24 protein-coding genes are annotated in these 25,941 nt (G+C 68.2%); 15 read left to right on the forward strand and 9 right to left on the reverse strand.

Annotation, left to right across the window (positions count from 1 at the left end):
• Positions 1-16 precede the first annotated feature (16 nt).
• The 5 genes from AC1RHV_RS08165 (at position 17) to AC1RHV_RS08185 (ending at position 5,838) form a co-directional block, all read left to right on the forward strand.
• Positions 17-1,549, forward strand: coding sequence for an ABC transporter substrate-binding protein (locus AC1RHV_RS08165; protein ID WP_313389210.1), 1,533 nt, complete (start codon positions 17-19; stop codon positions 1,547-1,549).
• Between the two features lie 215 nt (positions 1,550-1,764).
• Positions 1,765-2,688, forward strand: a complete 924-nt coding sequence (locus tag AC1RHV_RS08170; protein WP_054452620.1) for an ABC transporter permease — start codon at positions 1,765-1,767, stop codon at positions 2,686-2,688.
• A gap of 5 nt (positions 2,689-2,693) precedes the next feature.
• Complete coding sequence (locus AC1RHV_RS08175) at positions 2,694-3,563, forward strand: ABC transporter permease (protein WP_492300388.1); 870 nt, start codon at positions 2,694-2,696, stop codon at positions 3,561-3,563.
• Positions 3,564-3,597: 34 nt separating this feature from the next.
• Complete coding sequence (locus AC1RHV_RS08180; protein WP_492300390.1) at positions 3,598-5,337, forward strand: M14 family metallopeptidase; 1,740 nt, start codon at positions 3,598-3,600, stop codon at positions 5,335-5,337.
• Positions 5,338-5,400: 63 nt separating this feature from the next.
• A complete protein-coding gene (locus AC1RHV_RS08185) occupies positions 5,401-5,838 on the forward strand; it encodes an acetyltransferase (protein WP_054452633.1) in 438 nt (145 codons plus the stop codon).
• Positions 5,839-5,861: 23 nt separating this feature from the next.
• On the opposite strand, the gene AC1RHV_RS08190 is transcribed toward AC1RHV_RS08185, so the two are convergent.
• From AC1RHV_RS08190 to AC1RHV_RS08215, 6 genes are all read right to left on the reverse strand, one after another.
• Entirely contained in the window at positions 5,862-6,047 is a 186-nt protein-coding gene (locus AC1RHV_RS08190; RefSeq protein ID WP_054452636.1) for an oxidoreductase-like domain-containing protein, read from the reverse strand.
• A 9-nt stretch (positions 6,048-6,056) separates the two neighbouring features.
• Positions 6,057-6,629 carry a GNAT family N-acetyltransferase gene (locus AC1RHV_RS08195; protein ID WP_054452642.1) on the reverse strand — a complete coding sequence of 191 codons (573 nt, stop codon included), beginning with the start codon at positions 6,627-6,629 and terminating at the stop codon, positions 6,057-6,059.
• A 108-nt stretch (positions 6,630-6,737) separates the two neighbouring features.
• Complete coding sequence (locus tag AC1RHV_RS08200; protein ID WP_492300393.1) at positions 6,738-7,340, reverse strand: class I SAM-dependent methyltransferase; 603 nt, start codon at positions 7,338-7,340, stop codon at positions 6,738-6,740.
• Positions 7,337-8,977 carry a lytic murein transglycosylase gene (locus AC1RHV_RS08205; protein ID WP_119449936.1) on the reverse strand — a complete coding sequence of 547 codons (1,641 nt, stop codon included), beginning with the start codon at positions 8,975-8,977 and terminating at the stop codon, positions 7,337-7,339. Before AC1RHV_RS08205 ends, AC1RHV_RS08200 begins: the two co-directional genes overlap by 4 nt.
• A 415-nt stretch (positions 8,978-9,392) precedes the next feature.
• The gene (locus tag AC1RHV_RS08210) at positions 9,393-10,778 is read right to left on the reverse strand and encodes an MATE family efflux transporter (protein ID WP_119449937.1); all 1,386 of its coding nucleotides are present in this window, start codon (positions 10,776-10,778) and stop codon (positions 9,393-9,395) included.
• 54 nt (positions 10,779-10,832) lie between these two features.
• On the reverse strand, positions 10,833-11,510 hold the full coding sequence (locus AC1RHV_RS08215; protein WP_244958695.1) for a hypothetical protein: 678 nt from the start codon (positions 11,508-11,510) through the stop codon (positions 10,833-10,835).
• Positions 11,511-11,702: 192 nt separating this feature from the next.
• Between AC1RHV_RS08215 and AC1RHV_RS08220 the strand changes: the two genes are divergently transcribed.
• From AC1RHV_RS08220 to AC1RHV_RS08235, 4 genes are all read left to right on the forward strand, one after another.
• Entirely contained in the window at positions 11,703-12,638 is a 936-nt protein-coding gene (locus tag AC1RHV_RS08220; protein ID WP_054452654.1) for a LysR family transcriptional regulator, read from the forward strand.
• Between the two features lie 58 nt (positions 12,639-12,696).
• Entirely contained in the window at positions 12,697-13,647 is a 951-nt protein-coding gene (locus tag AC1RHV_RS08225; RefSeq protein WP_492300396.1) for an adenosine deaminase, read from the forward strand.
• Positions 13,648-13,792: 145 nt separating this feature from the next.
• On the forward strand, positions 13,793-15,061 hold the full coding sequence (locus tag AC1RHV_RS08230) for a carboxylesterase family protein (RefSeq protein WP_492300398.1): 1,269 nt from the start codon (positions 13,793-13,795) through the stop codon (positions 15,059-15,061).
• 73 nt (positions 15,062-15,134) lie between these two features.
• Positions 15,135-16,085: a Bug family tripartite tricarboxylate transporter substrate binding protein gene (locus AC1RHV_RS08235; protein ID WP_054452661.1), complete on the forward strand. Its 951-nt coding sequence runs from the start codon at positions 15,135-15,137 to the stop codon at positions 16,083-16,085.
• Positions 16,086-16,122: 37 nt separating this feature from the next.
• On the opposite strand, the gene AC1RHV_RS08240 is transcribed toward AC1RHV_RS08235, so the two are convergent.
• On the reverse strand, positions 16,123-16,755 hold the full coding sequence (locus AC1RHV_RS08240) for a TetR/AcrR family transcriptional regulator (RefSeq protein WP_492300400.1): 633 nt from the start codon (positions 16,753-16,755) through the stop codon (positions 16,123-16,125).
• 144 nt (positions 16,756-16,899) lie between these two features.
• Between AC1RHV_RS08240 and AC1RHV_RS08245 the strand changes: the two genes are divergently transcribed.
• The 4 genes from AC1RHV_RS08245 to AC1RHV_RS08260 all read left to right on the forward strand — a co-directional run bounded on the left by AC1RHV_RS08245 (position 16,900) and on the right by AC1RHV_RS08260 (position 22,005).
• A complete protein-coding gene (locus AC1RHV_RS08245) occupies positions 16,900-18,393 on the forward strand; it encodes an MFS transporter (RefSeq protein ID WP_119449942.1) in 1,494 nt (497 codons plus the stop codon).
• A 144-nt stretch (positions 18,394-18,537) separates the two neighbouring features.
• Entirely contained in the window at positions 18,538-19,926 is a 1,389-nt protein-coding gene (locus AC1RHV_RS08250) for an amidohydrolase (RefSeq protein WP_088156934.1), read from the forward strand.
• Between the two features lie 148 nt (positions 19,927-20,074).
• The gene (locus AC1RHV_RS08255) at positions 20,075-21,052 is read left to right on the forward strand and encodes a Bug family tripartite tricarboxylate transporter substrate binding protein (protein ID WP_492300402.1); all 978 of its coding nucleotides are present in this window, start codon (positions 20,075-20,077) and stop codon (positions 21,050-21,052) included.
• Positions 21,049-22,005: a BMP family ABC transporter substrate-binding protein gene (locus AC1RHV_RS08260; RefSeq protein ID WP_492300404.1), complete on the forward strand. Its 957-nt coding sequence runs from the start codon at positions 21,049-21,051 to the stop codon at positions 22,003-22,005. Before AC1RHV_RS08255 ends, AC1RHV_RS08260 begins: the two co-directional genes overlap by 4 nt.
• On the opposite strand, the gene AC1RHV_RS08265 is transcribed toward AC1RHV_RS08260, so the two are convergent.
• Entirely contained in the window at positions 21,978-22,475 is a 498-nt protein-coding gene (locus AC1RHV_RS08265; RefSeq protein ID WP_054452677.1) for a GNAT family N-acetyltransferase, read from the reverse strand. The two genes, AC1RHV_RS08260 and AC1RHV_RS08265, sit on opposite strands and share 28 nt — an antisense overlap.
• 176 nt (positions 22,476-22,651) lie before the next feature.
• Here AC1RHV_RS08265 and AC1RHV_RS08270 point away from each other — a divergent pair, with 176 nt between their 5' ends.
• Complete coding sequence (locus AC1RHV_RS08270) at positions 22,652-23,455, forward strand: aspartate dehydrogenase (RefSeq protein WP_054452684.1); 804 nt, start codon at positions 22,652-22,654, stop codon at positions 23,453-23,455.
• 18 nt (positions 23,456-23,473) lie between these two features.
• On the opposite strand, the gene AC1RHV_RS08275 is transcribed toward AC1RHV_RS08270, so the two are convergent.
• The gene (locus AC1RHV_RS08275; RefSeq protein ID WP_192355171.1) at positions 23,474-25,330 is read right to left on the reverse strand and encodes an ABC transporter ATP-binding protein/permease; all 1,857 of its coding nucleotides are present in this window, start codon (positions 25,328-25,330) and stop codon (positions 23,474-23,476) included.
• Between the two features lie 184 nt (positions 25,331-25,514).
• Here AC1RHV_RS08275 and AC1RHV_RS08280 point away from each other — a divergent pair, with 184 nt between their 5' ends.
• Entirely contained in the window at positions 25,515-25,895 is a 381-nt protein-coding gene (locus AC1RHV_RS08280; RefSeq protein WP_175164246.1) for an RNA-binding S4 domain-containing protein, read from the forward strand.
• Positions 25,896-25,941: the final 46 nt, after the last annotated feature.

Genomic DNA, 25,941 nt, shown 5'->3' on the forward strand with positions numbered 1-25,941 from the left:
GTTCCTGGAGTTGAACATGCTCTCCCTACGCAAAACCTACACCGCCACCGCCCTGGCTCTGGCGCTGGGCGGCGCGCTGCCCGCAGTCTTCACGACCGCTCACGCCGCCGGCACGCTCAATGTCGCCATCAACCAGGACCCGGGCAGCTGGGACCCGATCGACACCTTCGTGACCTTCTGGGGTTCGGTGGGCAGCAACCTGTATGACGGCCTGACCATGCGCGGCGCCGACCTGAAGCTGCAGCCGGGGCTGGCCACCAGCTGGGAATACCTGGACGACAACAAGCGCCTGCGCTTCAAGCTGCGCGAAGGCGTCAAGTTCCACAACGGCGAACCCTTCAACGCCGAAGCCGTGAAGTTCACCTTCGAGCGCCTCTTGGGCGCGGAAGGCGCCAAGGGTCCGCAGAAGTCCAACTACGACTCGATCGGCGAGATCAAGGTGGTGGACGAATACACCGTGGACTTCATCCTGAAGCAGCCCGATCCGGTCCTGCTGACCAAGCTGGCCGGCTATGGCGCCATGATCGTGCCGCCCAAGTACATCAAGGAAAAGGGCGAAGAGAACTTCAACACCAATCCGGTCGGCACCGGTCCGTTCAAGTTCGAAAGCTACCAGCCCAAGGTCAACGTGACGCTGGCGCGCAATGACGACTACTGGGGCGGCAAGCCCAAGCTGGACAAGGTGGTCTACCGCTTCATCGGCGAGCCGGGCACGCAAGTCGCCGAGCTGCAGGCTGGCCGCATCGACGTCGCCACCCTGATCCCGCTGGGCCTGATCGAAACCGTGAAAAAGTCCGGCAACGCCGATGTCATCTCCACCGGCGGCCCGGTCGCTTTCGCGCTGCGCTACAACACCAAGAGCGGCATCACGCAGAACCGCGACGTGCGCCGCGCGCTGATCATGGCCGTGGACCGCGACGCCATCGTCAAGCAGCTGCTGCTGGGCCAGGCCAAGACCATCGCCAGCTTCCAGGGTCCGCAGTCCTTCGGCTACAACCCCGAGCAGAAGCCCCTGCCCTTCAACCCCGCCGAAGCCAAGAAGCTGCTGGCCGCCGCCGGCGTGAAGCCGGGCGCCACCGTGCAGATCGACGTGCGCGGCAGCGATTCGAACTTCCGCGAAGTGGCCCAGGCCGTGTCGGGCTATCTGCAAGGCGTGGGCGTGCGCGCCACGATCAAGCCGTATGAAACCGGCGTGCTGCTCAACGACATCATCCCCGGCGGCAAGACCGGCGAAATGTGGCAGAACCAGTGGGGCGGCTGGACCTACGACTACGACAACACGGCCTACCTGATGTACCACACGGGCCAGAAGTGGAACCCGTACGACAACGACGCCAAGCTCAACGGCATGCTGGAAGCGCAGCGCACGGTCTATGACGTGAAGAAGCGCGAAGCCATGCTGCAGGAGATCGCCGGCTACGTGGCCGATCAGGCGCTGGAAATGCCGCTGTACAGCCTGAACACGATCGTCGGGGTGAACAAGCGCGTGAAGGATCTGGAGGTTCCGGGCGACATCCGCTTCCGGTTCCTCAACGCCTCTGTGGAGTAGAGTAGGTCCCCCCCGAAGCGCTACGCGCTTCCCCCCCAAGGGGGGCATGCCTACGGACCGGCAGAGCCGGCTCCGTGGCATCCCGCTGGGGGAGGACCGGTTGCTATTGGCGTGATGACGCTATGAACAACCGGCACTTTTTTGGAATGCTTTTGGCGCTGCCTTGAGGCATTAACCTTACCGACCCGTTCCGGCGCAAGCCGGGGCGGCGACTTATGACCGGATTTCTCATCAAACGCGTGTTGCAGGCCGTCTTCGTGATCGTGGCCGTGACGCTGCTCGTCTCCTATGCCGTGCGCCTGACCGGCGACCCTGCGCTGATGCTCAGCCAGGGCTCGGGCAGCGTCACCGAGCAGGACCTGGCCAATATCCGCCAGGCGCTGGGGCTGAACCGTCCCTTCTACGAGCAGTACCTGTCCTATATGCAGGGGCTGCTGCATGGCGATTTCGGCCGCAGCTTCATGGGCGGCACGTCGGTCGCCAAGCTGATCGGCGATGCGTTGCCCGCCACGCTGATGCTGGCGTTCACCTCGCTGCTGGCGTCGATCCTGATCTCGCTGCCGCTGGGCATCCAGGCCGCGATCAAGCGCGGCAAGACCACGGACCAGGCGATTCGCATCCTGTCGCTGGTGGGGCTGTCCTTTCCCAATTTCTGGCTGGCGCTGATGCTGGTGCTGCTGCTGTCGATCACCTTCCCGCTATTGCCGCCGTCCGGCTGGAGCGGGCCGGCCAGCCTGGTGCTGCCGTCGCTGACGATGGCCATCATCCTCAGCGCCACCAACATCCGCCTGGTGCGCACCACCATGCTGGAAACGCTATCGGCGCAATACATCATGGTGGCGCGCAGCAAGGGCCTGAAGGAACGCGTGGTGCTGTACAAGCACGCGCTGCGCAACTGCGCGATTCCGCTCATCACCTACCTGGGCCTGCAGTTCGGCGGCCTGATCGGCGGCATCGTGGTCATTGAAATGGTCTTCAACTGGCCCGGCCTGGGCACGCTGGCGTTCGACGCCATCTCCGGCCGCGACTACCCGGTGTTGCAGGGCACGGTCACCGTGCTGGCCTCCGTCATCGTCCTGGTCAACCTGATCGTCGACATCGCCTATGGCATCGTCGACCCCCGCATCCGCACGCGCTGAGCCTTATGCAGACTACTACCCCCACCGCCGCCGCTGCCAAGGCGGCCAAGCCCCGCAGCCGCTACCGCTCGCTGGAATTCGTGCTGGGCGCGCTGCTGACCGGCACCATGATCGTGCTGGTGCTGACCTCCGGCTGGCTGTTTCCCGACGGCGGCGAAGCCATGGACCTGGCCGCCCGCCTGATGGCTCCCTTTACCTCTGCGGCCCACCCCTTCGGCACCGACCCGCTGGGCCGCGACGTGCTGGCCCGCGTCATCGTCGGCGGCAAGATCTCGCTGACGGTGGGCTTCGTCTCGGTCGTCGGCGGCGCGCTGCTGGGCATCGTCATGGGCCTGATCGCCGGCTACTACCGCGGCTTCTGGGACATGATCGTCATGCGCTTTGCCGACGTGCAGCTGGCGCTGCCGTTCATCCTGGTGGCCATCACCTTCATCGCCATCCTGGGCGGCGGGCTGTTCAACGTCATCTTCTTCATGATCGTGTCGCAGTGGGTGCAATACGCGCGCCTGGTGCGCGCCCAGGTCCTGGCCCTGCGCGAGCGTGAGTTCGTGCTGGCCGCCCGCGCCTTCGGCGTGCGCGACCTGGCCATGATCCGCCACCACATCGTGCCCAATCTGCTCGGTCCGCTGGTCATCCTGATGACGCTGAACGTCGCCAACAACATCCTGCTGGAAAGCAGCCTGACCTTCCTGGGCCTGGGCGTGGACCCCATGATCCCGAGCTGGGGCGGTATGCTTGCCGACGGCCGCACGTATATGCAGACGGCTTGGTGGGTCAGCGTCTTCCCGGGCCTGGCCATCATGCTGACGGTGCTGGGCCTGAACCTGCTGGGCGACTGGCTGCGCGACCGCCTGGATCCGACCGGCAAGGTCTGAAGCCGCCCCGGTCCGCCTGAAAGGAATATCGAGTATGTCTTTGCTGGAAAAAACATTCGACCGCACGCTGGACGCCTGGACCCACGCCTACATGGCGCCGGCCTGGCGCGGCGCGGTCGTGGAAGGCTGGCTGTTCGAAGGCGTGGAAGCGCGCCGCGCGGCCCAGGAACGCCTGGCGCAAGCCGGCGTCACGGCGCGCTTTCGCAGCGCCTACAAGCCGCTGCTGCACTACTTCCTGGAAGAGGTCGAGCGCGAAGGGCTGGCGTCCGTCGTGGTGCGCTATCCGCTGCACAAACATGCGCAGGCCAAGCGCTTCACGCTGGAAGCCTATCCGCTCATCGCGCTGCTGCAAGGCGTGGACGTCGCCATGCAGCCCGGCGCCGATGACCTGCACTATGACGTCAGCCTGCGCTACGCCGATGGCCGAGAGCTCGATACCCGCGTCTATGCGCCCAACCAGGTCGGGTACGCCCAGGACGGCACGCCCGAACTGTCGCCCACCGGCTGGCTGCGCGTGCGCGACGCCGAAGGCGCGCTTCAGACCGATGCCGCCCAGGCCACCGAATACCAGCAGGCGTTCCGCGCCATCTTGGACACGGTGCGCAACCATGCCTGGGGCGCGCACGAGCCCTATTTCGAACGCCTGGAAATCCGCGTGGACCTGCCAGGCATCGACTTCGCCCTGCCGGTGGACGAGGAAATCGTCAGCACCTTCGAGGCGCTGCACGAAGACATCTATTTTTCGCTGCTGGAACATTTCCAGAAACACTCGGGCCGCCCGTCCGGCGACCGCGGCCTGCAACCCGGCCAGATCATTCCCGACATCCGCCGCCACGACGGCGCGGCGCGCGTGCAGATCTCGCTGGAGCATTTCGGCGCCCTGGCGCCCGTTGCGCCCGCGCCGCTGGCTGCACCGCTGGCCCAGGCCCGCGAACCGCTGTCGGCAGGCCAGATCGCCAGCTGCATGGCGGCGTTCGGCGGAGACTCCTTTCAGGCCGTATCGCGCCAGGGCCGTCCGGTGCTGGGCACCTACCTGCGCGGCCCCGGCCCCGCGGTCTTCATTTCGGGCGCGCAGCACGCCAACGAAACCTCTGGCGTGGTCGGCGCCCTGCGCGCGGCGCAGACGCTGGCCGAGCGCGGCGACGCGCACTTCGCTCTGATCGCCGCCGAAAATCCCGATGGCTACGCGCTGTTCAACCGCCTGCGCGCGCACCATCCGCGCCACATGCTGCACGCCTCGCGCTACAGCGCGCTGGGCGACGACATCGCCTACCGCGAGCGCGCCCCGTTCTTCGAACGCGAAGGCCGCCACCAGGCGCATGCGATCAGCGGCGCGCAGCTGCACATCAACCTGCACGGCTATCCCGCCCATGAATGGACCCGGCCGCTATCCGGCTACCTGCCGCGCCATTTCGAGCTGTGGACCATCCCCAAGGGCTTCTTCCTGGTGCTGCGCCATCATCCGGGCTGGGGCGACCGCGCCCGCCGCCTGATCGAAGGCGTTACCGCCCGGCTGGCCCGCAATGTTCCCGGCCTGGTCGAGTTCAATGCGCGGCAACTTGAACTATTCCAGGCGCACGCGCTCGAAACCGGATTCGACGTGCTGAACGGCATCCCGGTGCAGATCAGCGAAAGCGACCGCGAGGACCTGCCCATGGCGTTGATTTCCGAGTTTCCGGATGAAACCGTCTACGGCGACCGCTTCGTTTTCGCGCATACTGTGCAGATGGAAACCGTCCTGGCGGCGACCGAGCTCTACCGCGCAGGGCTCTAGCGGCAAAAAGACCGGCGTAGCCAAGGACCGCGCCGGCACCCGACCTGTAAAACCATTAGAAAAATGAATATCCGAGAACGCAACCACGGCGATGACCTGGCCCTGGTGGACATCTGGCTCCGTTCGGTACGCGCCACCCACACGTTCCTGACGGAAAAGGAAATCCAGGCCATGTACCCGCAGGTGCTCAATACCGACCTGCCTTCGGTGCGGGTCTGGGTCTGTGAGGACGATGCCGGCGAAGTCGCTGGCTTCATGGGCCTGAACGGCAACAAGGTCCAGATGCTGTTCGTGGATGCCAACAAGCGCGGCAAGGGAGCTGGCCGGCGCCTGCTGAACTTCGCGCGCTCGCTGCACGGCACCCTGGTGGTGGACGTCAACGAACAAAATCCCCAGGCCCACGGCTTCTACAAGCACTACGGGTTCGAGGACGTGGGCCGCTCGGAGCACGACGACGCGGGTCGCCCTCGTCCCATCATCCACATGAAGCTGGCGGGCTGACGCCTGCCCGCCCCGCCAGGCGCCTAGCCTTTGGATTGCTCCGGATGCCTGGCCCGCCAGGCTTTCAGCGCTTCCCGGTAATCGTCCATGGCTTCGTTGTAGGTGTCATAGACACAGGGGATGCAGCCGCTGTTGCAACACTCTTCGGGTTCGGGCGCGACGGGCGGAACGGGTTGCGGGTCGTCGTCGGGGATCTGCTTGGTGCTCATACCCGAATCTTAGCGCCGATGCCCTGCGCCAGCCGCCGCGTCCGCCTCTGGCAGCGGCCATTCGGCGCGGCGGATTTCGTAGCGACGCTTGCCAGCGCCGCCCGCTCCCGCGCCGCCGATCTGGCGCATGCCGCATTTTTCCAGCACCCGGCAGGACGCGGCATTCTCTTCCAGCGCCACGGCCGACAGCGCCTCGACCGGCAAGCGCCCGAATCCCAACGACAGCAGCGCCTGGGCGATTTCGGTGGCATATCCCATGCCCCAGCTCGCGGGGAGGAAGGCATAGGCGACCTCGACCTCGTCGCAGCCCCGCGACTGGGTGCGCTTCAAGCCCGCGCGGCCCGCCAGCGCGCCGCTGGCGCGGTCGGCCAGCACATACATGCCGTAGCCCAGCTCGGCCCAATGCTCGACGTTCTGCAACAGATAGCGGCGGCTGGCCGAGTCCGTCCGGGTGCCGCCCATGGTGGCCATGAGGCGCTCGTCCGCATGCATCGCGGCAATGAAGGAAAAATCAGTTTCGTCCATGCGCCGGGCTTGCAGCCGGGCGGTCTGGAAAGTGTCGGGGAGCAGTGCGGCGGACATGGCGGGCGGAAGGAATGGCGTGACGGAAATGATACCGGCGGACGGCCCGCCGGCCCATCGTCCAACGGACGAATCCCCCGGGCCGAGGCCGGCCCCGGGGCGTGGTTTTCAGTTGCGGCGCAGGCCCAGGAAACTCCAGCGCACGTCGGCGCGGTCCAGCATGTCTTCGCGCGAACTGAGATGGTGCGAGGACAGGCCGTAAGCGGCCGCCAGCGTGATCGTTTCCTGCGCGGACACGTCGAACATGCGGCGGCCTGGCGGCACCGGACCGTGCCGCAGCGACATCAGGATCTGGCCCTGCGGCGCCAAGAGCGCAGCCAGCGCCTGCATGCCCTGGCGGCGTTCGTCGGCGTCCAGGTGCATCCACACGGCCGTCAGCATGATCACGTCGAACGCCCGGCCCTGACCACGCAGCACGGTCAATTCGGGCAAGGCGTCGTCGACCCATTCCAGGTTGGGCAGCGCGTGGCGGCGTTGGCCCTCCTGGCGCAGCTCGGGCGTGGGCTCGGCCGCCACCACCGAGTGCCCCATCCGCGCCAGCGCGGCCGCGTCGCGCCCCGACCCCGCGCCTATGTCGGCGATGCGCGACGGCGCTGCGGGGATCAGGTGGGCCACGTCGCGGTGCACGTCCGCGAACGCGATGCTCTCGTACTGGTCCGCCAGGGCCGCGGCGTTTTCACCGTAGCCCTGCGTGCCGGAAGCCCCTGTCATTGCTGGGCTGCCGGCCGAGCCTGGATCGCCGCGGGCGGCCAGGTGGCCTTGATGGCGTCGTAGATGCGCTTGCCCACGCGGCCGTCTTCCGGCAGCTTGCGCTTGACCTGTTCTTCGCGCACGGCATCGCGGGTCTTGCTGCCCGGAATGCCGTCGGCCACGCCTACGTCATAGCCCAGGCCGTAGAGCATCTCCTGGAGCTCCTTGATCTGCGCGCGCGACAGGCCGGGGTCGTCCGTGGGCCAGGCCGCGACGAGATCCGGACCGCCTTGCAGGCGATTGAGCAGCATCGACACCGCCAAGCCATAGCGGCGCGACTGGTTGTAATGCAGGATGGCGTCGAAATTCACGGTCGCCAGGAACACCGGGCCAGCGGAACCCGTGGGCGCGAACAGATAGGCCTGCTCCTCGTTGCCCGACGCCAACTTCAAGGCCGAGCCGTTGCCCTGCTTCACGCCGGCCTGGGCCCACTGGGCTATCGTGCGGCGGTCCTGCGAGCCCACGTATTCGGCTTCGGGCGAGGCCGGAATGGCAGAGGCCAGCTCGGCCGGCACACGCACTTCGATCACGGCGGGCAGGCTGTGCGTCCACTTGGCGCGGCGCTTGCGCAGGTGATTGGCGGTCGACGCCAACGCGTCGGGCAGCGAGTTGTAGAGATCGATCTTGCCGTTGCCGTCGCCATCGGCGGCCAGTTCATAGAACGAGGTCGGGATGAACTGCGTCATGCCGAAGGCGCCGCTCCAGGAACCGACGAAGCTGTCCGCCGGCACCACGCCGTCGCGCAGCAGGCGCACCGAGGCGTAGGCGTTCTTTTCCCACAGCGACTTGTTCTCGGTGCAGGCGCGCGTCAGCCAGGCGTCCAGCACATTGGTCCTGCCGACCTGGCGGCCGTAGTTGGTCTCGATGCCGAAGATCGCGACCAGCGTGGCCGGATCCACCTGGTATTGCTGGCTGATGGCCGACAGTTGCGGACCATACTTGGCGAGCACCCCCAGGCCGTCGCGCACGCGCTCTTCGTCCACGGTCTTGGCGATGTAGTCCCACCAGGCCTCGCGCCCCTCGGGCTGGCCCTTGGCCGATGCGACCGTGGTGGGCAGCAGCTTGGCGTTGGCGGTGTATTTGTCCCAATCGGCCACGGTCAGGCCGTTGGCCGTGGCGCCCTTGCGCAGCTTGGCGATGCAGGCCTTGGTGTCGAGTTCGGTCGGGATGATGACCGTGGGCGCGGGGGTGGCGGTGGCGGCGGGCGCCGCGGTGGCAGCCGGCGCAGCCGTTGCGGCAGGCGCAGCGGTCGCCGCCGGGACGGCAGCGGCCGGAGCCGCCGCGGGCGCAGGCAAGGTCGCGGGCGCGGGCAAGCTTGCCGGCGCGGGCGCAGCCGACCTGGGAGGCAACACCTGGCCGGCCCGGTCATCGGCCGGAGCCGCCGGCGCGGTGGCGGCTGGCGCGGGAGCGTCGTCGAAGCTGCGTTTGGGCGTCAGGGCCGGCAGGGTCTGCACCGGCACCGACGGCTGGGCGCGCGATCCAGTGGCTGAAGCAGGCCCCTGCGCCTGAGCGGCGCCGGCTGCGGCGGCGGCAAAAGCCGCGGCCAGCAGCACACGGGAGAAGGTGTCGATTCGAAGGCGTACGGAACGCTGACGCATGGCAATCCTGAAAAATCGAAGTCAGCCGGGATCGTACCGCGACCGGCCGTCAAAATCGAACGGCCTCCTGGGCAGGCCCGCCCGCATTGCCGCCCAAACGCCTTGCAGGCTGGAAGCGACTTCGCGGCGCCCTAGACGACTCTCAGCCGAGGCTGCCCGGAGCCATCCGAAGCGCAGCCCCACCGGGGCGAGCATCGGAATGGCGCAGGGTGGCCTCGGCGGCTAAAGGACTCTGACATCCGCAAGCTCGAATCCCTGCCACCCGCACTTCGGTTTTGGGAAGCACGGTTCTTGAGCCGCCGGCGTCCGGACTGCGGGATTCCGATGCTCGCCCCGGTGGGGCTGCGCTTCGGATCCCTCCGCCCGGTCACCGGCTCACGGCATCTACCCATGAAGGGGATCCGAAAACAGTGCATTAGGCAGCCTGCCGCGCTTGCGCCGCCGCGCTCGCGGGCGGCGCGCGCAGCACGCGCCGGCACAGCAGCATGGCGATCAGGCTGAACAGGGCAAAGCCCACGGTCTGCCCCGCCAACACGCCTTCCGGGCCGCCGTAATGCGCGCCCAGCCAGACGAAGGGCAAGGTGCCCACGGTAGCGCGCAGCCAGCCGATGGCGGTGGAGTACGTGGCATAGCCCAGGTTGTTGAACACCGCGACGGCGACGAAGTACAGGCTGTTGAGCGCCCAGGCGAAACTGCCGTAGCGGCAGAAAAAAACGATCAGGTCGCGCCCAGGTCCGGTCACCTGGAACAGATCCGGCATCCAGGGCGCCAGCAAGGCCAGCAGGACCGCTACGCCGAAGCCATACGTCAAGGACCAGCGCGCGGTCACGCGCGCCGTCTCCTGTACGCGGTCCCATTGCCCTGCGCCCAGGTTCTGCCCCAGGATGGGTCCGATGGCGCCGGGCAGTACGAAGAACAGCGCGTAGGCCAGTTGCAGCACCCGGTCCACCACGGTGGCGCCCGCCATCACGCTGGAGCCGAAGCCGGCGTATGTGGACAGGGTGAAGATGACTGCCGCGGGCGTGGCCAGCGTGGTCAGCGCGGCAGGCAAGGCGATCCGCCCAATTGCGGCCAGGTGCGCGCGCAGCGCGGCGCCGGCGGGCCAAGTCACCAGGCGATGCTTGCCGAACACCAGCCAGGCGCCCAGCGCCACCGTGACCAGGCGGCCCATGCCGCCGGCCCAGGCCACGCCCTCCATGCCGCCGTCCAGCACGAAGATGACCAGCGGGTCCAGCGCCGCGACCGCCGCCGTCCCCGCCAGCAGCACCCACATGGACTGGCGGCCATGGCCGGCGGCGCGCAACAGGTTGGACAGCATCATGCCCACGCCCATCACGACCGCGAACGGGGTCGTGATGAGCACGTAGGACAGCAGATGCGCGCGCACGTCCTCCGCCAGGTCGATGGCTGCCGTGTAGGGGCCGATCACGGCCAGGAACAACGCGCCGGACACGAGCGCGGCGGCAACCATCAGCACCAGCGAGGCGCCCGCCAGCGCGCGGGCGCGCGGCGCATCGCCCGCCCCCAGCGCGCGCGACACCAGGGCCGTGCCGCCCACGCTCACGCCGATGCAGACCGAGATGATGGTGAACTGCGTCATCGATCCGAAGCCCACCGCGCCCAGCACCGCCTCGTCCTTGAGCGTGCCCAGGTACAGCAGCGACAGGAACTCCACCGCGAACACGGCCAGCATGCTGGCCCAGCCGGTCAGGACCATTTCCAGCACATGCGGGCCCATCGGCCCGGAGACGAAGCGGGCGCGCGGGTCGGATGCGGCGGTGGACAGGTTTTCAGAGGTCATGAGGCTCGTGGATGGAGCGCGGTCAGACCGCGCGGTGAATTGCCAGGCCCGCGTTCAGCGGCCCGCGGGCGCGAACCAATACTGGTACACGCTGCCCTCATTCGAATACCAGGGCAACAGGCCGATGGTGTCGGATTCCCGCCCCACCGTCACCAGCAGGCCTCCCGCCTCGGGCCGCAGCAGCGCCACGTGGCGCCGCACACCCATGGACTCGTACTGGCGCCAGTCGTGCCGCACGCTGATCCACAGCCGGCCCTGCGTGCAACCGCCAAGGCGCCGGATGCCATCCGGCCTGGAAGGCTGGGCCGCGCCAGGCAGGGCGGCAGGATCCTGCTCGCCGTTCAACTGCGGCAGGCGGCCCAAGGCGCGCGCGCCCTGCCCGTCCAGCGCCAATATCTCCCATCCGTCCGCGGCGGCCGTGAAAGCCACAGTGGCCTCGGGTCCGGAACGCCATTCCGGCAACGGGTTGTCGGACATGCCCGGAAGGTCCAGGGGATACTGCAGGAACTTGCGCAGGTCCATCGATACGCCGGCCTCGCGGTCGCCAGACACGAACTCGCCTTGCGCCCGATAGACGCCGGCCAGATCCGGGCATTGGGCCGGATCCGATGGCAGCGCCGCAAGCGTCCCGTCCCGGAACGGAGGCCAGGCAACCGACACCCCGTCGACCCGGGATGCGCCGCAGCCGCTCAAGGCCAGCGCAGCCAGCGCAGCCGCTGCAAGCCTGCTCACTCTCCACGCGCCGCACACCGCTGCCTTCATGCCTGCCCTCTGCTCTTGCCGGCCGCCGCGCTGGCCCAGGCCGCGCGTCCGACTATCGGTCTGGCGCGAACTATATCCGAATCCCGGCCGGCCGAATCCCGCACCGCGTTGCCAAGCGCGCGCCGGGAGAGAATAATCGGCTACTCCCCTCCGACCCGCGCCATGACACCGTTCCGAGGTAAGCTCCGCATCCGGCATCTGGAAATCGTGCTGACCGTCGCCGAATTGGGCAACCTGTCCAAGGCCGCCACGCAATTGCACAGCACACAGTCGGGGCTGTCGCGCGCCATCGCCGAGATCGAAGAGCTGGTCGGCGCGCGGCTGTTCGAACGCACCGCCCGCGGCACCACCTGCACGCCGCTGGGCGAAACCATGTGCCGCCATGCCCGCCTGCTGCTCACCGACTTCCGCAAGGCCGAGATCGATCTCGCCGCGGTCTCGCGCGGCGACGAGGGCAGCCTGACGGTAGGCTGTTTTTCGATGTTCGCGGGCTGGCCGGTGGCCGAGGCCGCGCGCGCCTACCGCCAGGCTTATCCGCGCATCACGCTCACCATCGAAATCGGCACGCATGAACGGCTGATCGAAGACCTGGACGCCGGCGCGCTGGACGTGCTGATCAGCCGCTTCTCGTCCACCGTCAATCCGCAGGTCTACCGCTCCACCACGCTGCTGGAAGATCCGGTAGTGCTGGCCTGCGCCACGCATCATCCGCTGGCCGGCCAGCCCGGCGCCACGCTGGCCGACTACGTGGCCTATCCCTGGATCACCGCCCTGCCCGGCAGCCGCATCCGCGGCGAACTGGAAATGTCGCTGCGCCAGGCGGGGCTGGCGATTCCGGATATGATCGGCGCCCTGTCGCTGGAATTCGGCCGCGAAATGCTGCTGGACGGCCTGTATCTGTGGATGCTGCCCGGCAGCGTGGCCGCTATCCGGCAGGCGCGCGGCGAGCTGGTGGTCCTGGCCGACCGGCCGGTCCTGCGCAAGTCGCCGCTGGCGGCCATCTGGCGCCGCGACCGCCCCAGCACGCGGCAGGCGCGCGCCTTCGCCGCCCAGCTCCAGCTCGCCATCCAGGCCGACGCCGTCGCATTGACCGCCTGAGCCTGCCGGCGCGTTGCGCGTTATTCTGGACAGGCAACACTTTTTGATCGGAGCACCCATGTACGACTGGCTCAACGCACTGCCCAAGGCGGAATTGCACCTGCACCTGGAAGGTTCGCTCGAACCCGAGCTGCTGTTCCGGCTGGCGCAGCGCAACGGCGTGGCGCTGCCGTGGCCGGACATCGAGTCCCTGCGCGCGGCCTACGACTACGGCAATCTCCAGGAATTCCTGGACCTCTATTACCGCGGCGCGGACGTGCTGCGCACCGAGCAGGATTTCTACGACCTGACCTGGGCCTATCTGCTCAAGTGCCGCGAGCAGAACGTCGTTCATACCGAACCGTTCTTCGACCCGCAGACCCATACCGATCGCGGCGTGCCGTTCGACGTAGTGCTGACCGGCATCAACCAGGCCCTCGAAGACGGCCGCAAGCGGCTGGGCGTAAGCAGCGGACTGATCCTGAGCTTTCTGCGCCATCTGCCCGAAGAGCAGGCCATGCGCACGCTGGAAGCCGCCCTGCCCCACCGCGACGCGTTCATCGCCGTCGGCCTGGACAGCAGCGAAATGGGCTTTCCGCCGCGTCTGTTCCAGCGCGTGTTCGACCGCGCCCGCGCCGAGGGACTGCCGGGCGTTGCGCACGCCGGCGAGGAAGGCCCGCCGGAATACATCTGGGAAGCGCTGGACCTGCTGAAGGTGCTGCGCATCGACCACGGCGTGCGCGCCGCCGAAGACCCGAAATTGATTGCGCGCCTGATCGACGAGCAGATCCCGCTGACGGTCTGTCCGCTGTCCAACACCCGGCTGCGCGTGTTCCAGCACATGCGCGGCCACAACATCCTGTCGCTGCTGGACGCGGGCGTGAAGGTCACCGTCAACTCCGACGATCCCGCGTATTTCGGCGGCTACGTCAACGAGAACTTCCACGCGCTGTACGAGCATCTGGGCATGTCGCGGGCGCAGGCCCAGGCCCTGGCGGACAACAGCCTGGACGCGCGCATCCTCAAGTAGCCGGCGCTCCGGCCCCAGCCATGCGGATTGCGCATGGCAATGTTCAAAACCTGCATGCCTGGCGCGGCCCATTCCTCCCTACCATAGTCCGACCGCCGCGGCGCCTGCCGCGGCCGGGCTACAGACCAGAAACAAGGGGCAGGATATGAGTCAGTTCGTGGAAGCGTCGCTGCAGGCAGGCACGCTGACCGGCGTGCAGGAGAGCGGCGTGTGCCGCTACAGCGCCATTCCCTACGCGCAGGCGCCCGTTGGCCGCCTGCGCTTCGCACCGCCGCAGCCCGCAGCATGGCGCGGCAAGCTTGACGCCACCCGGCCGGGACCGGTCGCGCCGCAACAGCCCTCGCGCCTGCGCGGCGCCATGGGCGACTTCGACGCCGAACAATCCGAGGACTGCCTGCACCTGACCGTATGGACGCCCGCCGCCGACGGCAGGCGGCGGCCGGTGGTCGTGTGGCTGCATGGCGGCGCCTGGCAAAGCGGCGGCGGCGCGCTGGACTGGTATGACGGCGCGAACCTCGCGCAGCGCGGCGACATGGTGGTGGTCGCGGTCAACTACCGGCTGGCCGCGCTGGGCTGGCTGTACGTGCCTGGCCAGACGGCCAACGCAGGCCTGCTGGACCAGGAAGCCGCCATCGATTGGGTGCTGGACAACATCCAGGACCTGGGCGGCGATCCCGAGCAAGTCACCGTCATGGGCCAGTCGGCGGGCGCATCCTCGATCTGCGCCATGCTGGCGCGCCAGCCGCGCTTCTCCCGCGCCATCCTGCAAAGCGCGGCGCTGGGCCGGGGGTTTCGCAGCGCAAAGCAGGCCGATGCGCTGGGACAGGCCTTCCTCGCGGCCGCGGGCGCCGATTCCCTGGATGCCGCGCGCGAACTGCCCGTGGCGGCATTGCTGGCGGCGCAGCAGGCGCCCGCCGTCGCCGAAACGCTGCGCGCCGAAGGCAGCAGCCGCAGCCAGTTCGCGCCGGTGCTCGACGGCGCAATACTGCCGCACGATATCGCCCCCGCGCTCAAGCGGGCCTCGTCCCGCGCGGACGTGCTGGTCTGCTACACGCGCGACGAAATGGCCGCCTTTCCCGGCAATGGCCGCACTGCCGCCGACCAGGACCTGGGCGACGCGGTATTCGGTGCGCCCTCGCGCCAGTGGGCCGCCGACGCCGCGGCCCAAGGCCGCCAAGCCTGGCTGGCGCGCTTCGACGTGGCGCCCACGGCGGCCTTCGGCGCCTGCCATTGCATCGAGCTGCCCTTCGTCTTCGACACATTGGCGGCATTCGCCGGCGCGCCCATGCTTGCCGGCCTGCCGGCGGAACAGGCGCGGCAGCTTGCTCACGCCACGCAGCAGGCGTGGATCGCGTTCATCCGCGGCGACGCGCCAGGCTGGCCGCCGGCCCCCCACATGCAGATCCTGGCCTGAACCGGGACGGCATGTGCGGGGCCGCGGGCGGACGCTGCCCGCGCATCAAACACACCAAAACAAGGGGAATTCCATGTTCAAGCAAACCGCGCTCGCGCTGGCGCTGCTGGCGCCGCTGGCGGCTGCCGCCGCCTATCCCGACAAACCCGTCAAGATCATCGTCTCCAACCCGCCCGGCGGTCCCGTGGACGTCATGCTGCGCGTGCTGGCCAGCAAACTGGGCGCTGCCTGGGGCCAGCCCGTGGTGGTGGAGAACAAGCCGGGCGCGTCCGGCATCATCAGCACCGGCGCATTGGTCAAGTCCGCGCCCGACGGCTACACCTTGGGCATGGTCGTGGCCTCGTCCGTCACCATCGTGCCCTTCGCGGTGGACAGCCTGCCATTCGATACGCAGAAGGACCTCAAGCCGATCTCGCTGGTGGCGCGCACGCCCTTCATCTTCATCGTGCCCAAGGACAGTCCGCTCAAAAGCTGGGAAGACTTCGTGCGCGAAAGCAAGACGCGCAACCTCAGCGTGGGTTCGTTCTCCATCGGCACGGCGTTCCACCTGGTCTGGGAACAGACGGCGCGGCGCGCCGGCATCAAGGCCTTGTACGTGCCCTCGTCTTCGTCGGGCAAGACGCAGAACGACCTGATCGGCGGCCAGCTCGACGTGGGCCTGGACGCGCCTTCGAGTTCCAAGGGCCTGATCGACAGCGGCCGCCTGCGCGCGCTGGCGATCACCAGCCCGGAGCGCTTCGGCGGCCTGCCCGACACGCCCACGCTGAAGGAATCCGGATTGAAGGACTACGCGCCGCAGCCCTGGATCGGACTGATGGCGCCCGCCGGCATTCCGGACGACCGCGTGGCGCTGATCCAGAAATCAGTGGCGGACATACTGAAGGAACCCGCGATGCGCGCGCAGATGGAAACCCTGGGCATGATTCCCATCGGCAGCACGCCAGAGGAACTGGCCGCGACCATCGAAGCCGACCGCGCCGACATGGGACCGCTGATCAAGGAGCTGGGCATCAAGCTGCAATAGCGGCGCTTGCAGCGGCGCGGGTTTGAAGACGCGCCCTTCAGGCCGCGCCCAGCGTGCGCAGGAACATCGCCGACAAGGGGCCGGACAGCGCTTGCGCGTCCCGCCGGCCCTGAGCGATGGAAGCGTCCACCGCGCCATGCATGCCGTGGTACAGGACGATGGCGGCCAGCGCCGCGTCGTCCAGCTTCCAGCAGCCGGCGCGCGCGCCGGCCTCGAGTATGGCTTCCAGCTGTTCCAGCACGGCGCTCTTTTCGGCCACGCCGCGGTCGGGATGCTGGGCGTCGTGGAACACCACATCATGCAGTTCGTAGCCGTCGAAGTAAGCCTCGACGCCGGCGCGAGTCCAGGCGCGCAGCCGCGCCACGCCGTCCTCCGGCGCACAGGCCTGCACTTCGCGGTCGATATGGTCCAGGAACCCTTGCGAGAACTTGGCCCGCAGCGCCGCCAGCATGTCGTTCTTGGACGTGAAGTAGTGATAGAAGGTGCCCTTGGCCACGCCGGCGCGTTCCACGATCTCGTTGATGGTCGTGGCCTCGACGCCCTTCTGGATGAAGAGCGCTTGCGCGGCCGCCATCAATTCGTCCAGCCGCACGGCGGCCGGCTTGGTGCGGGGCTTGGGAGCGGCGTCCGGGCCAGGCAGGGAAAGCGGGTCGTCGGGAGCAGCGGGCATATCGTCCAGGGGTCAGGTCAGCAGCAAGGCGCCAGTGTAGAGGAGGCACTGGGCCGGAATCAAAAGCTGAGAATCGTTCTTCTTTTCATTGACCGACGGTCGGTCGATGCATAGAATACCCCTTCCCCCACTCTGCGTCCCGCCATGCATCCCGCACGCCGCCGCGCCCTGGTCCTTGCCGTCAACCTGGGCAGCTTCATCACCATCCTGGACATCAGCATCGTCAACGTGGCGCTGCCCACCATGCAGGCGGCCCTGCGCATCGACATGGCGGGGCTGCAATGGGTGGTGGACGCCTACGCCCTGTTCCTGTCGGCCTTCATGCTGTCGGCGGGACCTCTGGGCGACCGCTATGGCCGCAAGCGTTCCTGGCTGGCGGGCGTGCTGCTGTTCACGGCGGGCTCCGCGCTTTGCGGGCTGGCGGACAACCTTACAGCGCTGCTGATCGGCCGCGCCGTGCAGGGCGTGGCCGGCGCCCTGCTGGTTCCAGGCGCGCTGTCGCTCCTGACCCAGGCTTTTCCCGATCCCAAGGAACGCGCCCAGGCCATCGGCATCTGGGCCTCGTGCAACGCAATTTCGCTCATCGTGGGGCCCATGCTGGGCGGCGTGCTGGTCGCCCACTTCAACTGGCAGAGCATCTTCCTCATCAACCTGCCGGTGGGCGCGCTGGCCATCGCGCTGGGCGCCTGGAGCATCACGGAAAGCGCCCATCCCGAACACGCAGCCTTCGATCCCGCGGGCCAGGCGCTTAGCGTGCTGTGGCTGGGCGCGCTGACCTATGGGCTGATCGCCGCCGGCGAACACGGCTGGGCTGCACCGCAAGCCACGGTCGCGCTCGCCATCGCCGCCGCCGGGCTGCTCGCCTTCCTGTGGGTCGAGCACCGCGCCGCGCGGCCCATCCTGCCGCTGGGGCTGTTCCGCGACGCAGGCTTCGCCATCACCAACTTCGCCTCCTTCGTGCTGGGCTTTTCCGCCTACAGCAGCCTGTTCTTCTTTTCGCTCTATCTGCAACACGTTCAGGGGTTGTCGCCGCTGGCCACTGGCTGGCAGTTGGCGCCGCAGTTCGCCGCGGCCGGGCTGGTGTCGCTGGTGTTCGGCCGGCTCAACCTGCGCTTTGGCCTGCCGCGCCTGATGATCGCGGGCTTCGCCTTCATCGGCCTGGCCATGCTGGGCATGACGCGCTTCGAAGCGCACACGCCTTACCTCGTGTCCGGCTCCCTGCTGGTCCTGTTGGGCCTGGGCACCGGCCTGGCCGTGCCATCGACCAGCATGGCCGTGATGGCCACGGTGCCGCGCGAGCGTTCCGGCATGGCCTCCGCCACCATGAACGCGCTGCGCCAGACCGGCATGACGATAGGCATCGCGCTCCTGGGCGCGCTGATGAGCGGACGCGCCATCGAAGCGCTGACGGCCTCGCTCGCGCAACGGGGCGCGCCCGACGCGCGGGCGCTGGCGCGGGCCGCCATCACCTTGCATGAACTGCCGGCGCAACCCGCCAATGCGGCCGAACTGGCCGCCGCCGCGCTGGCCGGCGGCTTCCATGCCGCCATGCTTTTCGCGGGCGCCGCATCGTTGCTGGCGGCACTGTTGCTGCTGTTCCTCGCGCGCGGCGCAAAGAACGTCCTGCACGCCGCATGACTCGCGGATTCCGGCGCGCGGAATTCCATCGGCCGGAATCAAAACAGCCTGTTTTTAAGCGTTGGTAACAAACGCTCGCGCCGTCTTGCGCTTCGGTAAGATCCTCGTCCAATAACAGGTTAACAACCACGAGGAGAGCAAAGCATGCCTTACCGCAAACCCCTGTTCCGCCTGGCCCCGCTGGCGCTCGCCGCCCACCTGCTGATGGCGGGTCCGGCCGCCGCGCAAAGCGCGCCCGGCACGCAAGGCCCGCTGGTCCCCGCGCCCAATCCGGCATTGGCCGCGCAGATCGATCAACGCGCCAAGGCCATCGAAGACAAGCTCATCGCCTGGCGCCGAGATATCCACGAACACCCCGAACTGGGCAACCAGGAAAACCGCACCGCCAAGCTGGTCGCCGATCACCTGCGCGCGCTTGGCATGGAAGTGAAAACCGGCGTTGCCGGCACTGGCGTGGTCGCCGTGCTCAAGGGCGGCAAGCCCGGGCCGGTGGTGGCGCTGCGCGCCGACATGGACGCGCTGCCCGTCAAGGAGCAAGTGGACCTGCCCTTCGCGTCCAAGGCCAAGGGCACCTACCTGGGCAAGGAAGTGGACGTGATGCATGCCTGCGGCCACGACACCCACACCGCCATCCTGATGGCCACGGCCGAAGTCCTGGCCGGCATGAAGGACCAGCTCCCCGGCAGCGTGAAGTTCATCTTCCAGCCCGCCGAGGAAAGCCCCGCCGACTTCGAGCCCGACGGCAAGAAGATCTGGGGCGCCAAGATGATGGTGCAGGAAGGCGTGCTGGAGAATCCCAAGGTGGACGCCATCTTCGGCCTGCACGTGTCCAGCGCCTATCCGGCGGGCAAGCTCAGCTGGCGCAGCGGCCCAGCCATGGCCGCCGCCGACCAGTTCTGGATCGACGTCACCGGCAAGCAGACGCACGGCGCGCGGCCCTGGTCCGGCATCGACCCCATCGTGGTCAGCTCGCAGATCATCCTGGGCCTGCAGACCATCCCCAGCCGCCAGATCAACAGCATGCTGGAGCCGGCGGTCATCACCGTGGGCGCCATCCACGGCGGCAACCGCATGAACATCGTGCCGGACAACGTGGCCATGACCGGCACCATCCGCACGTATGACGAAGGCATGAAGAAGGACATCCACCAACGCATCGCGCGCACCGCGGACATGATCGCGCAGAGCGCGGGCGCCAAGGCGGACGTGCGCGTGGTGGAGCTGTACAACGCCACCGTCAACAATCCCGCGCTGACCGAGCAGATGGGCCCGACGCTGCGGCGGGTGGCGGGCGAAGGCAACTACGGCCTGCAGCCCAAGTCCACCGCGTCGGAGGACTTCTCGTTCTATCAAGAGAAGGTGCCGGGCATGTTCTTCTACCTGGGCGTGACGCCCAAGGGCACCGACGTCGAGAAGGCTGCGCCGAACCATTCGCCGCGCTTCTACGTCGATGAGTCCGGCCTCATCAACGGCGTGCGCGCGCTGTCGAACCTGACCGTGGACTACATGGCGCAGGCGCAGAAAGGCAGCTGATCCGCGCGCCCCGCGCGCGTTTGAAAAATGCCCGCCGCGCGATGCGGCGGGCATAAGCAAACGGCTACAAATTCTTTGTCAGGCCCGGCCCGGCTTTCTACAGTACGCCCCTTTGCCGCCCCCGCGGCAGTCACGTAGAAGCCACGCCATGCCGATCTCCCGTCGAACCTTCATGCTTGCCGGCGCACTGGCGCTGCCGCTGGCGCGGCCGCGCATCGCGCGCGCATCCGCCTGGCCCGAGCGTCCGATCCGGCTCATCGTCACCTTCCCGCCCGGCGGCGCGAGCGACATCGCCGCGCGCCTCATCGCGCCCACGCTGGCCGAACGGCTGGGCCAGCCCATCGTCATCGAAAACAAGCCCGGCGCGGGCTCGACCATAGGCGCGATCCTGGTCGCGCAGGCGCCCAACGACGGCTACACGCTGCTGATGTCGAACTCGGCGCCGCTGTCCATTTCTCCCGCCCTGATGCCCCAAGGCGGATACGACGCGCTCGCCAGCTTCGACCATATCGCGTACCTGGGCGCGGTGCCCACCGTGTTCGTCGTCCATCCTTCCGTGCCGGTATCCAGCTTTGCGGAGCTGACCGCCTGGATCCGCGCGCAGGACCAGCCGGTGCAGTACGGCAGCGGCGGACTGGCGTCGGTGGGCCAGATCGTGGGCGAGCTGTATGCCCGGCAAACCGGCGCGCGCCTGCAGCACATTCCGTACAAGGGATCTGGCGCCATGCGCAACGATCTGCTGGGCGGCCAGATTCGCTTCGCGGTGGACGCGTTGCCGCAGAACCTGCCCTTCCTGCGATCCGGCCAACTGCGCCTGTTGGCGGTCACCACAAGCAAGCCGGTGCCGCAGGCGCCCGACATCCCCGCAGTGGGCGAGCTGGGGTATCCGGGCCTGATCGCCGAGAACTTCGTCGGCCTGTCCGGTCCCGCCGGCTTGCCGGCCGCGGTCTCGCAGCGCTTGAACGACGCCATTGCGCAGACGCTGGCCAGCGCGGACATCCGCGCCAGGCTGGAGGGACAGGGCTTCGTGCTGGCGCAAAAATCCCCCGCCGAGTTCACCGACTTCGTCCGCCGCCAGGCCGCAGCCTGGGGACCGGTGGTGCGCGCCACGGGAGCCAGCCTGTGAGCGCCCGCCGCATGCTTGTGCTGTTCGGCCATCCGGGCCGCGGCGGCTTCAACGAAGCGGCCGTGCGTGGCGCGGAACGCGCCGCGCAGGCGGGCCAGCCCTTGCAGCTGGAATGGATCGCCGACCACGACGCCGCCGCGCGCGCCGAACGCCTCGCACAGCTTTGCGCCACCGCTCCCGACCTGGTCATCGTGCATGGCGGCCAGGGCGATGCGCCCGTGGCCGAGGTGGCGCCACGCTATCCGCGCACGCAGTTCGCCATCACGCAGGGGCACCACACCGCCGCCAACGTCGCGTCATACGAGATCCTGCAAGAGCACTCGGCATTTCTTGCCGGGGTGTTGGCGGGCCTGCGCGCGGCCAACGGGCGGGCCGCCCATCTGTCCGGCGAAAAAGTGCGACCCGGCCTGAAGGGCCGCGCCGCCTATGCCGATGGCGTGCGGCGCGTCACGGGCCAGGATCCGCTGACCGCCTTCTGCGGCAACCAGCACGATCCGGCGCTGGGCGCGGCCTGGGCCCGCGCGCTGTCCGCACGCGACGCCCGCGTACTGTTTGCCATGATGGACGGCGGCCGCGATGGCGTGACGCGCGTGTGCCGCGAAACGGGCGTGTGGCAGATCGGCAATGTGCTGGACTGGGTGGCGCGCGACCCGCAGGTCTATCTGGCATCGGCGCTGGCCGATTCGGGACTGTGCGTGCAGCGCGCCGCCGCCGACCATGCCGCGGGCGCGCTGGCGGTGAGCCGCGTGACCCGTTACGGCCTGGAGGAAGCCGCGTCGCTGCGGCTGGTGCTGGGCACGAAAGTCGGCGCGGAAGAACGCCGTATTTTGGATGAGTGGGCGGGCCGGCTCGCAGCGGGAACCCTGGACATTGCATCCGACTACGCGGGGCCGGAATTCACGCTGCCGCCCCCTGCCCGCGCCGGCTACGCGGTCGCTTCGAACGCCTGGTGATAGGAAACGTCCCCATGCGCCGCACCCGTGTAGGCCTGCGCCATGAAGTACTCCGGCGGCACGCCGGGATACGTCAGCGCGGGCGTCTGCGCAAAACCGAATCGCGTGTAGTACGCCGGATCGCCCATCACCACGCAGCCCGCCGCACCCAATGCCTTCAAGCGCGCCAGACCGTCCCGGATCAAGGCCGCGCCTATGCCCCGGCCTTGCAGTTCCGGCAGCACCGCGACCGGCCCCAGGCCGTACCAGTCCGCCGAACCGTCGCTGATCGTCACCGGAGAAAACGCGACATGGCCCGCGACACGCCCGTCCACCCGCGCCACCAGCGACAGCGTCAGCGCGCCGGCCTCGCGCAGCGCGTTGGTGATGTGGCCCTCGGTCTGCTGGCTGTGGGGATTGTCTTTGAAGGCGGCCTGCGTCAGCGTGAAGATCGCCTCGCGGTCGTCCGGTGTTTCGGGAAGGATGTGCATGCCTCGACTCCTGTAGGCTCAAGCGCAAAGTGTAGCCGGGCATAGTCGCCATTCCGCATTGACGCCTGCCGGCACGGTGGCTACAGTGGCCGGCAGCCCGGCGCCGCGTCATCGCATCGGCGCCCAGCCCCTTTCCGAACCGCCCGCGGCGCGCCGCGGCCCTACTCTGGACCCCTATGAACAGCTACCGTGTCGGCATCGCCGGCTTCGGCGCCATCGGCCAGGCCGTGGCGCAATCCCTGGATGCCGGCGTGCCCGGCCTGACGCTCACCGCCGTCGCGGTGCGCGATCCCAAGGCTCCGCCGGCCTTTGCCTGGACTCAGGCCGCGCCCGCCTACACCACCATCGATGCGCTGCACGAACACTGTGACGTGGTCGTGGAATGCGCCCCCGCCGCGGTGTTCCGCGACATCGCCGAACCCGTGCTGCGCGCCGGCAAGAAGATGGTGGTGCTGAGCTCGGGCGCGCTGCTGCGCCATGACGACCTGATCGAACTGGCCCGCCAGCACCACGGCCAGATCCTGGTGCCCTCGGGCGCCATCCTGGGCCTGGACGCCATCACGGCTGCCGCCGAGGGCGTCATCCATTCCGTCACCATGATCACGCGCAAGCCGGTGCGCGGCCTGCTGGGCGCGCCCTACCTGACGGACAACAACATCGATATCGCGGACATCACCGAGCCACGCCTGATCTTCCGCGGCTCGCCACGGGAAGCGGCGGTGGGCTTTCCGGCCAACCTGAACGTGGCGGTCAGCGTGTCGCTGGCCGGCATCGGCCCGGACAAGACCACGCTGGAAATCTGGGCCGATCCCTCGCTGGAACGCAATCTGCACCGCGTCGAGGTCGTGTCCGACTCGGCCTCGTTTTCGATGGAAATCCAGAACATTCCCTCGGCCAATCCCAAGACCGGCCGCATCACCGCGCAAAGCGTGGTCGCCGCGCTGCGCAAGCTGACCGGTCCGCTGCGCGTGGGTACCTGAATCGCGGCGGGCGCCGCGCTAGGCCGCCGCCCGCCGCGGCCCGTCCACCGGGCGCAAGCGCTCTACCGGAGCGCCCGCCCGCGCCATCGGTCCCGCCCGCCAGTTCCCGGCGCCATCCAGGTCCAGTCTGTGCGTATGGAACACGTCCAACGTGCTGCGATGTCCCACGCTGACCAGCATGCATGACGGCAGCGCCTCGCGCAGCAGACTGTACAGCGCATGCTCCAACCCTTCGTCGGTAGCGGACGTGGCCTCGTCCAGGAACACGATGGCGGGCCGGTTGTAGAGCACGCGCGCGAACGCCACGCGCTGCTGTTCGCCGATGGAAAGCATGCGCGACCAATCCGCGACTTCATCCAGGCGCCCGGCCAGATGTCCAAGGTTGACCAGCCGCAGCGCGTCGGCCAGGCGCGCATCGTCCTCGGGCTGCGCCAATCCCGGATACGCGACCGCGCCGCGCAAGTCGCCCAGGGGCAGATAGGGCCGCTGCGACAGGAACAAGGCAGAGGCGCCCTGCGGCCGGCGCACCGCACCCTGCGCATAGGGCCACAGGCCCGCCAGCGCGCGCAGCAAGGTGGTCTTGCCGCTGCCCGACGATCCCTTGATCAGCAGGGCCTGGCCCGGCCGCAAGTTCAGGTTCAGGTCGCGCAACAGCACCGTGCCGTCGGGGCGCGACACTTGCACGGATTCGATATCCAGGCCGTCCGGCAGGCTCTCCGTCCGCACCGAAGGCAACACGCGCGCAGCTTCGTTGGCGTCCAGAAAGCCGTTCAACCGGTCCAGCGTCGCGCGGTACTGCGCGAAGGTGTCGTAGGAGGTGCGGAAGAACGACAAGGAATCCTGCACCTGCCCGAAGGCCTGCGAAGTCTGGATCACGTCGCCCAGCTTGATCGCGCCGCTGAAAAAGCGCGGCGCCTGCAGGATGAATGGGAACACCACGGCCACCTGGCTCACCGACAGGTTGAAGCCGTCGAACTTCAGCCCCCGGTACACGCGCGCCCACAAGTTGGCGATGTAGGCCGAGAAACGCGTCCACAAGGTGGCACGCTCCACGTTCTCGCCCTGATAGAACGCCACGTTCTCGGCGTTCTCTCGCAGGCGCACCAGCGCGTAGCGGAAGTTCGCCGTCAGGCGTTCGGACAGGAAATTCAGCTTGATCAGCGGACGCCCGATCTTGAACGCGAACAGCGTCGCCACGATCACATACAGGTACACCATGAACACCATGGCGCGCGGGATCTCCACGCCCGCCACCGTCAAGGCGCCGGACAGGCCCCACAGGATGGACGTGAACGCCACCAGCGAGACGACCGCGCTCAGCGCGCCGATCGCCAGCGTGCGCGACCCCGTCACGAACATGGCGATGTCCTGTTCGATGCGCTGATCGGGGTTGTCGACCGGAGAGTCGACGAAATGGCCGCGGTAGTAGGCGCCCGCGCCCAGCCAGTCGCGGGTCAGCCTGTCGTTGAGCCACACGCGCCAGCGGATGTCGAAAGCCTGCCCGGCATAACTGTCGGCCAGGGTGCGCATCACGTGCACACAGGCCAGCACCGAGAAGATGCCCAAAAAGCGCCAGAAGGCGCTCTGATCCAATGCCTGCAACGCGCTGTAGAAGCCGTTGTACCAAAACGAAAACAGCACCGTCATGCGCACGGCGAACATCGCCAGGAACAACAGCAGCGCCAGCGTCAACAAGGGCCGCCAGCTGCGCCTGGGATCGAGATACGGACGCGCCAACCGCCAGAACTTGCGTCCCCAGTCCGTGTAGCGCGCAAGCAAGCCCCCGACCAGCACCAGCGCGACGGCCGAAATGCCGAACGCGCGCGCCAACCAGAGCCCGCTTTCCGCCAGTTGCTGCTGCCAGTTCAGGTCCATGAGTCGATTGCCCTCCGATACGCGTTTCTGGTTAGACGAGACGCACGCATCGAGTTCCGGCGCAGGAGCCGTTTTAAGCCTGGCTTAAGCGTTCCGGCGGGGCGATCGAAAGCCGTCTGACAGCAAGACGGGCCACGGCGGCTATCATGAGCGCCTGAGCAGCAATACCGGCAGGTAAGGAACCATGGACAAGATCCGGCTAGACAAGTGGCTATGGGCCGCGCGCTTCTACAAGACGCGCAGCCTGGCCGTGCAGGAAATCGGCAAGGGCCGGGTGTTGGTGAACGACCAGCCCGCCAAGCCCGCGCGCGAAGTCGCGCCAGGCGATCTGGTCACAGTGCGCAAGGAGGACCCGGCGCTGCATGTACGGGTGATGGCCGTCAGCGGCGTGCGCGGCCCCGCCCCCGTCGCGCGCCAGCTCTACGAGGAAACGCCCGAAAGCGTGTCGGCGCGTGAGCGCGCAGCGGAAATGCGCCGCCTGGCGCCCGAGCCCGCGCTGGGCATAGAAGCCGGACGCCCGACCAAGCGCGACCGGCGGCTGATAGACCAGATGCGGGGCAAGTAAGTCCCCGGGCGCCGCCGGAACGCGTACGCATGTCCCGGCCGCCTTC

Source organism: Achromobacter sp. GW823-FHT04E03 (genome assembly GCF_058796095.1).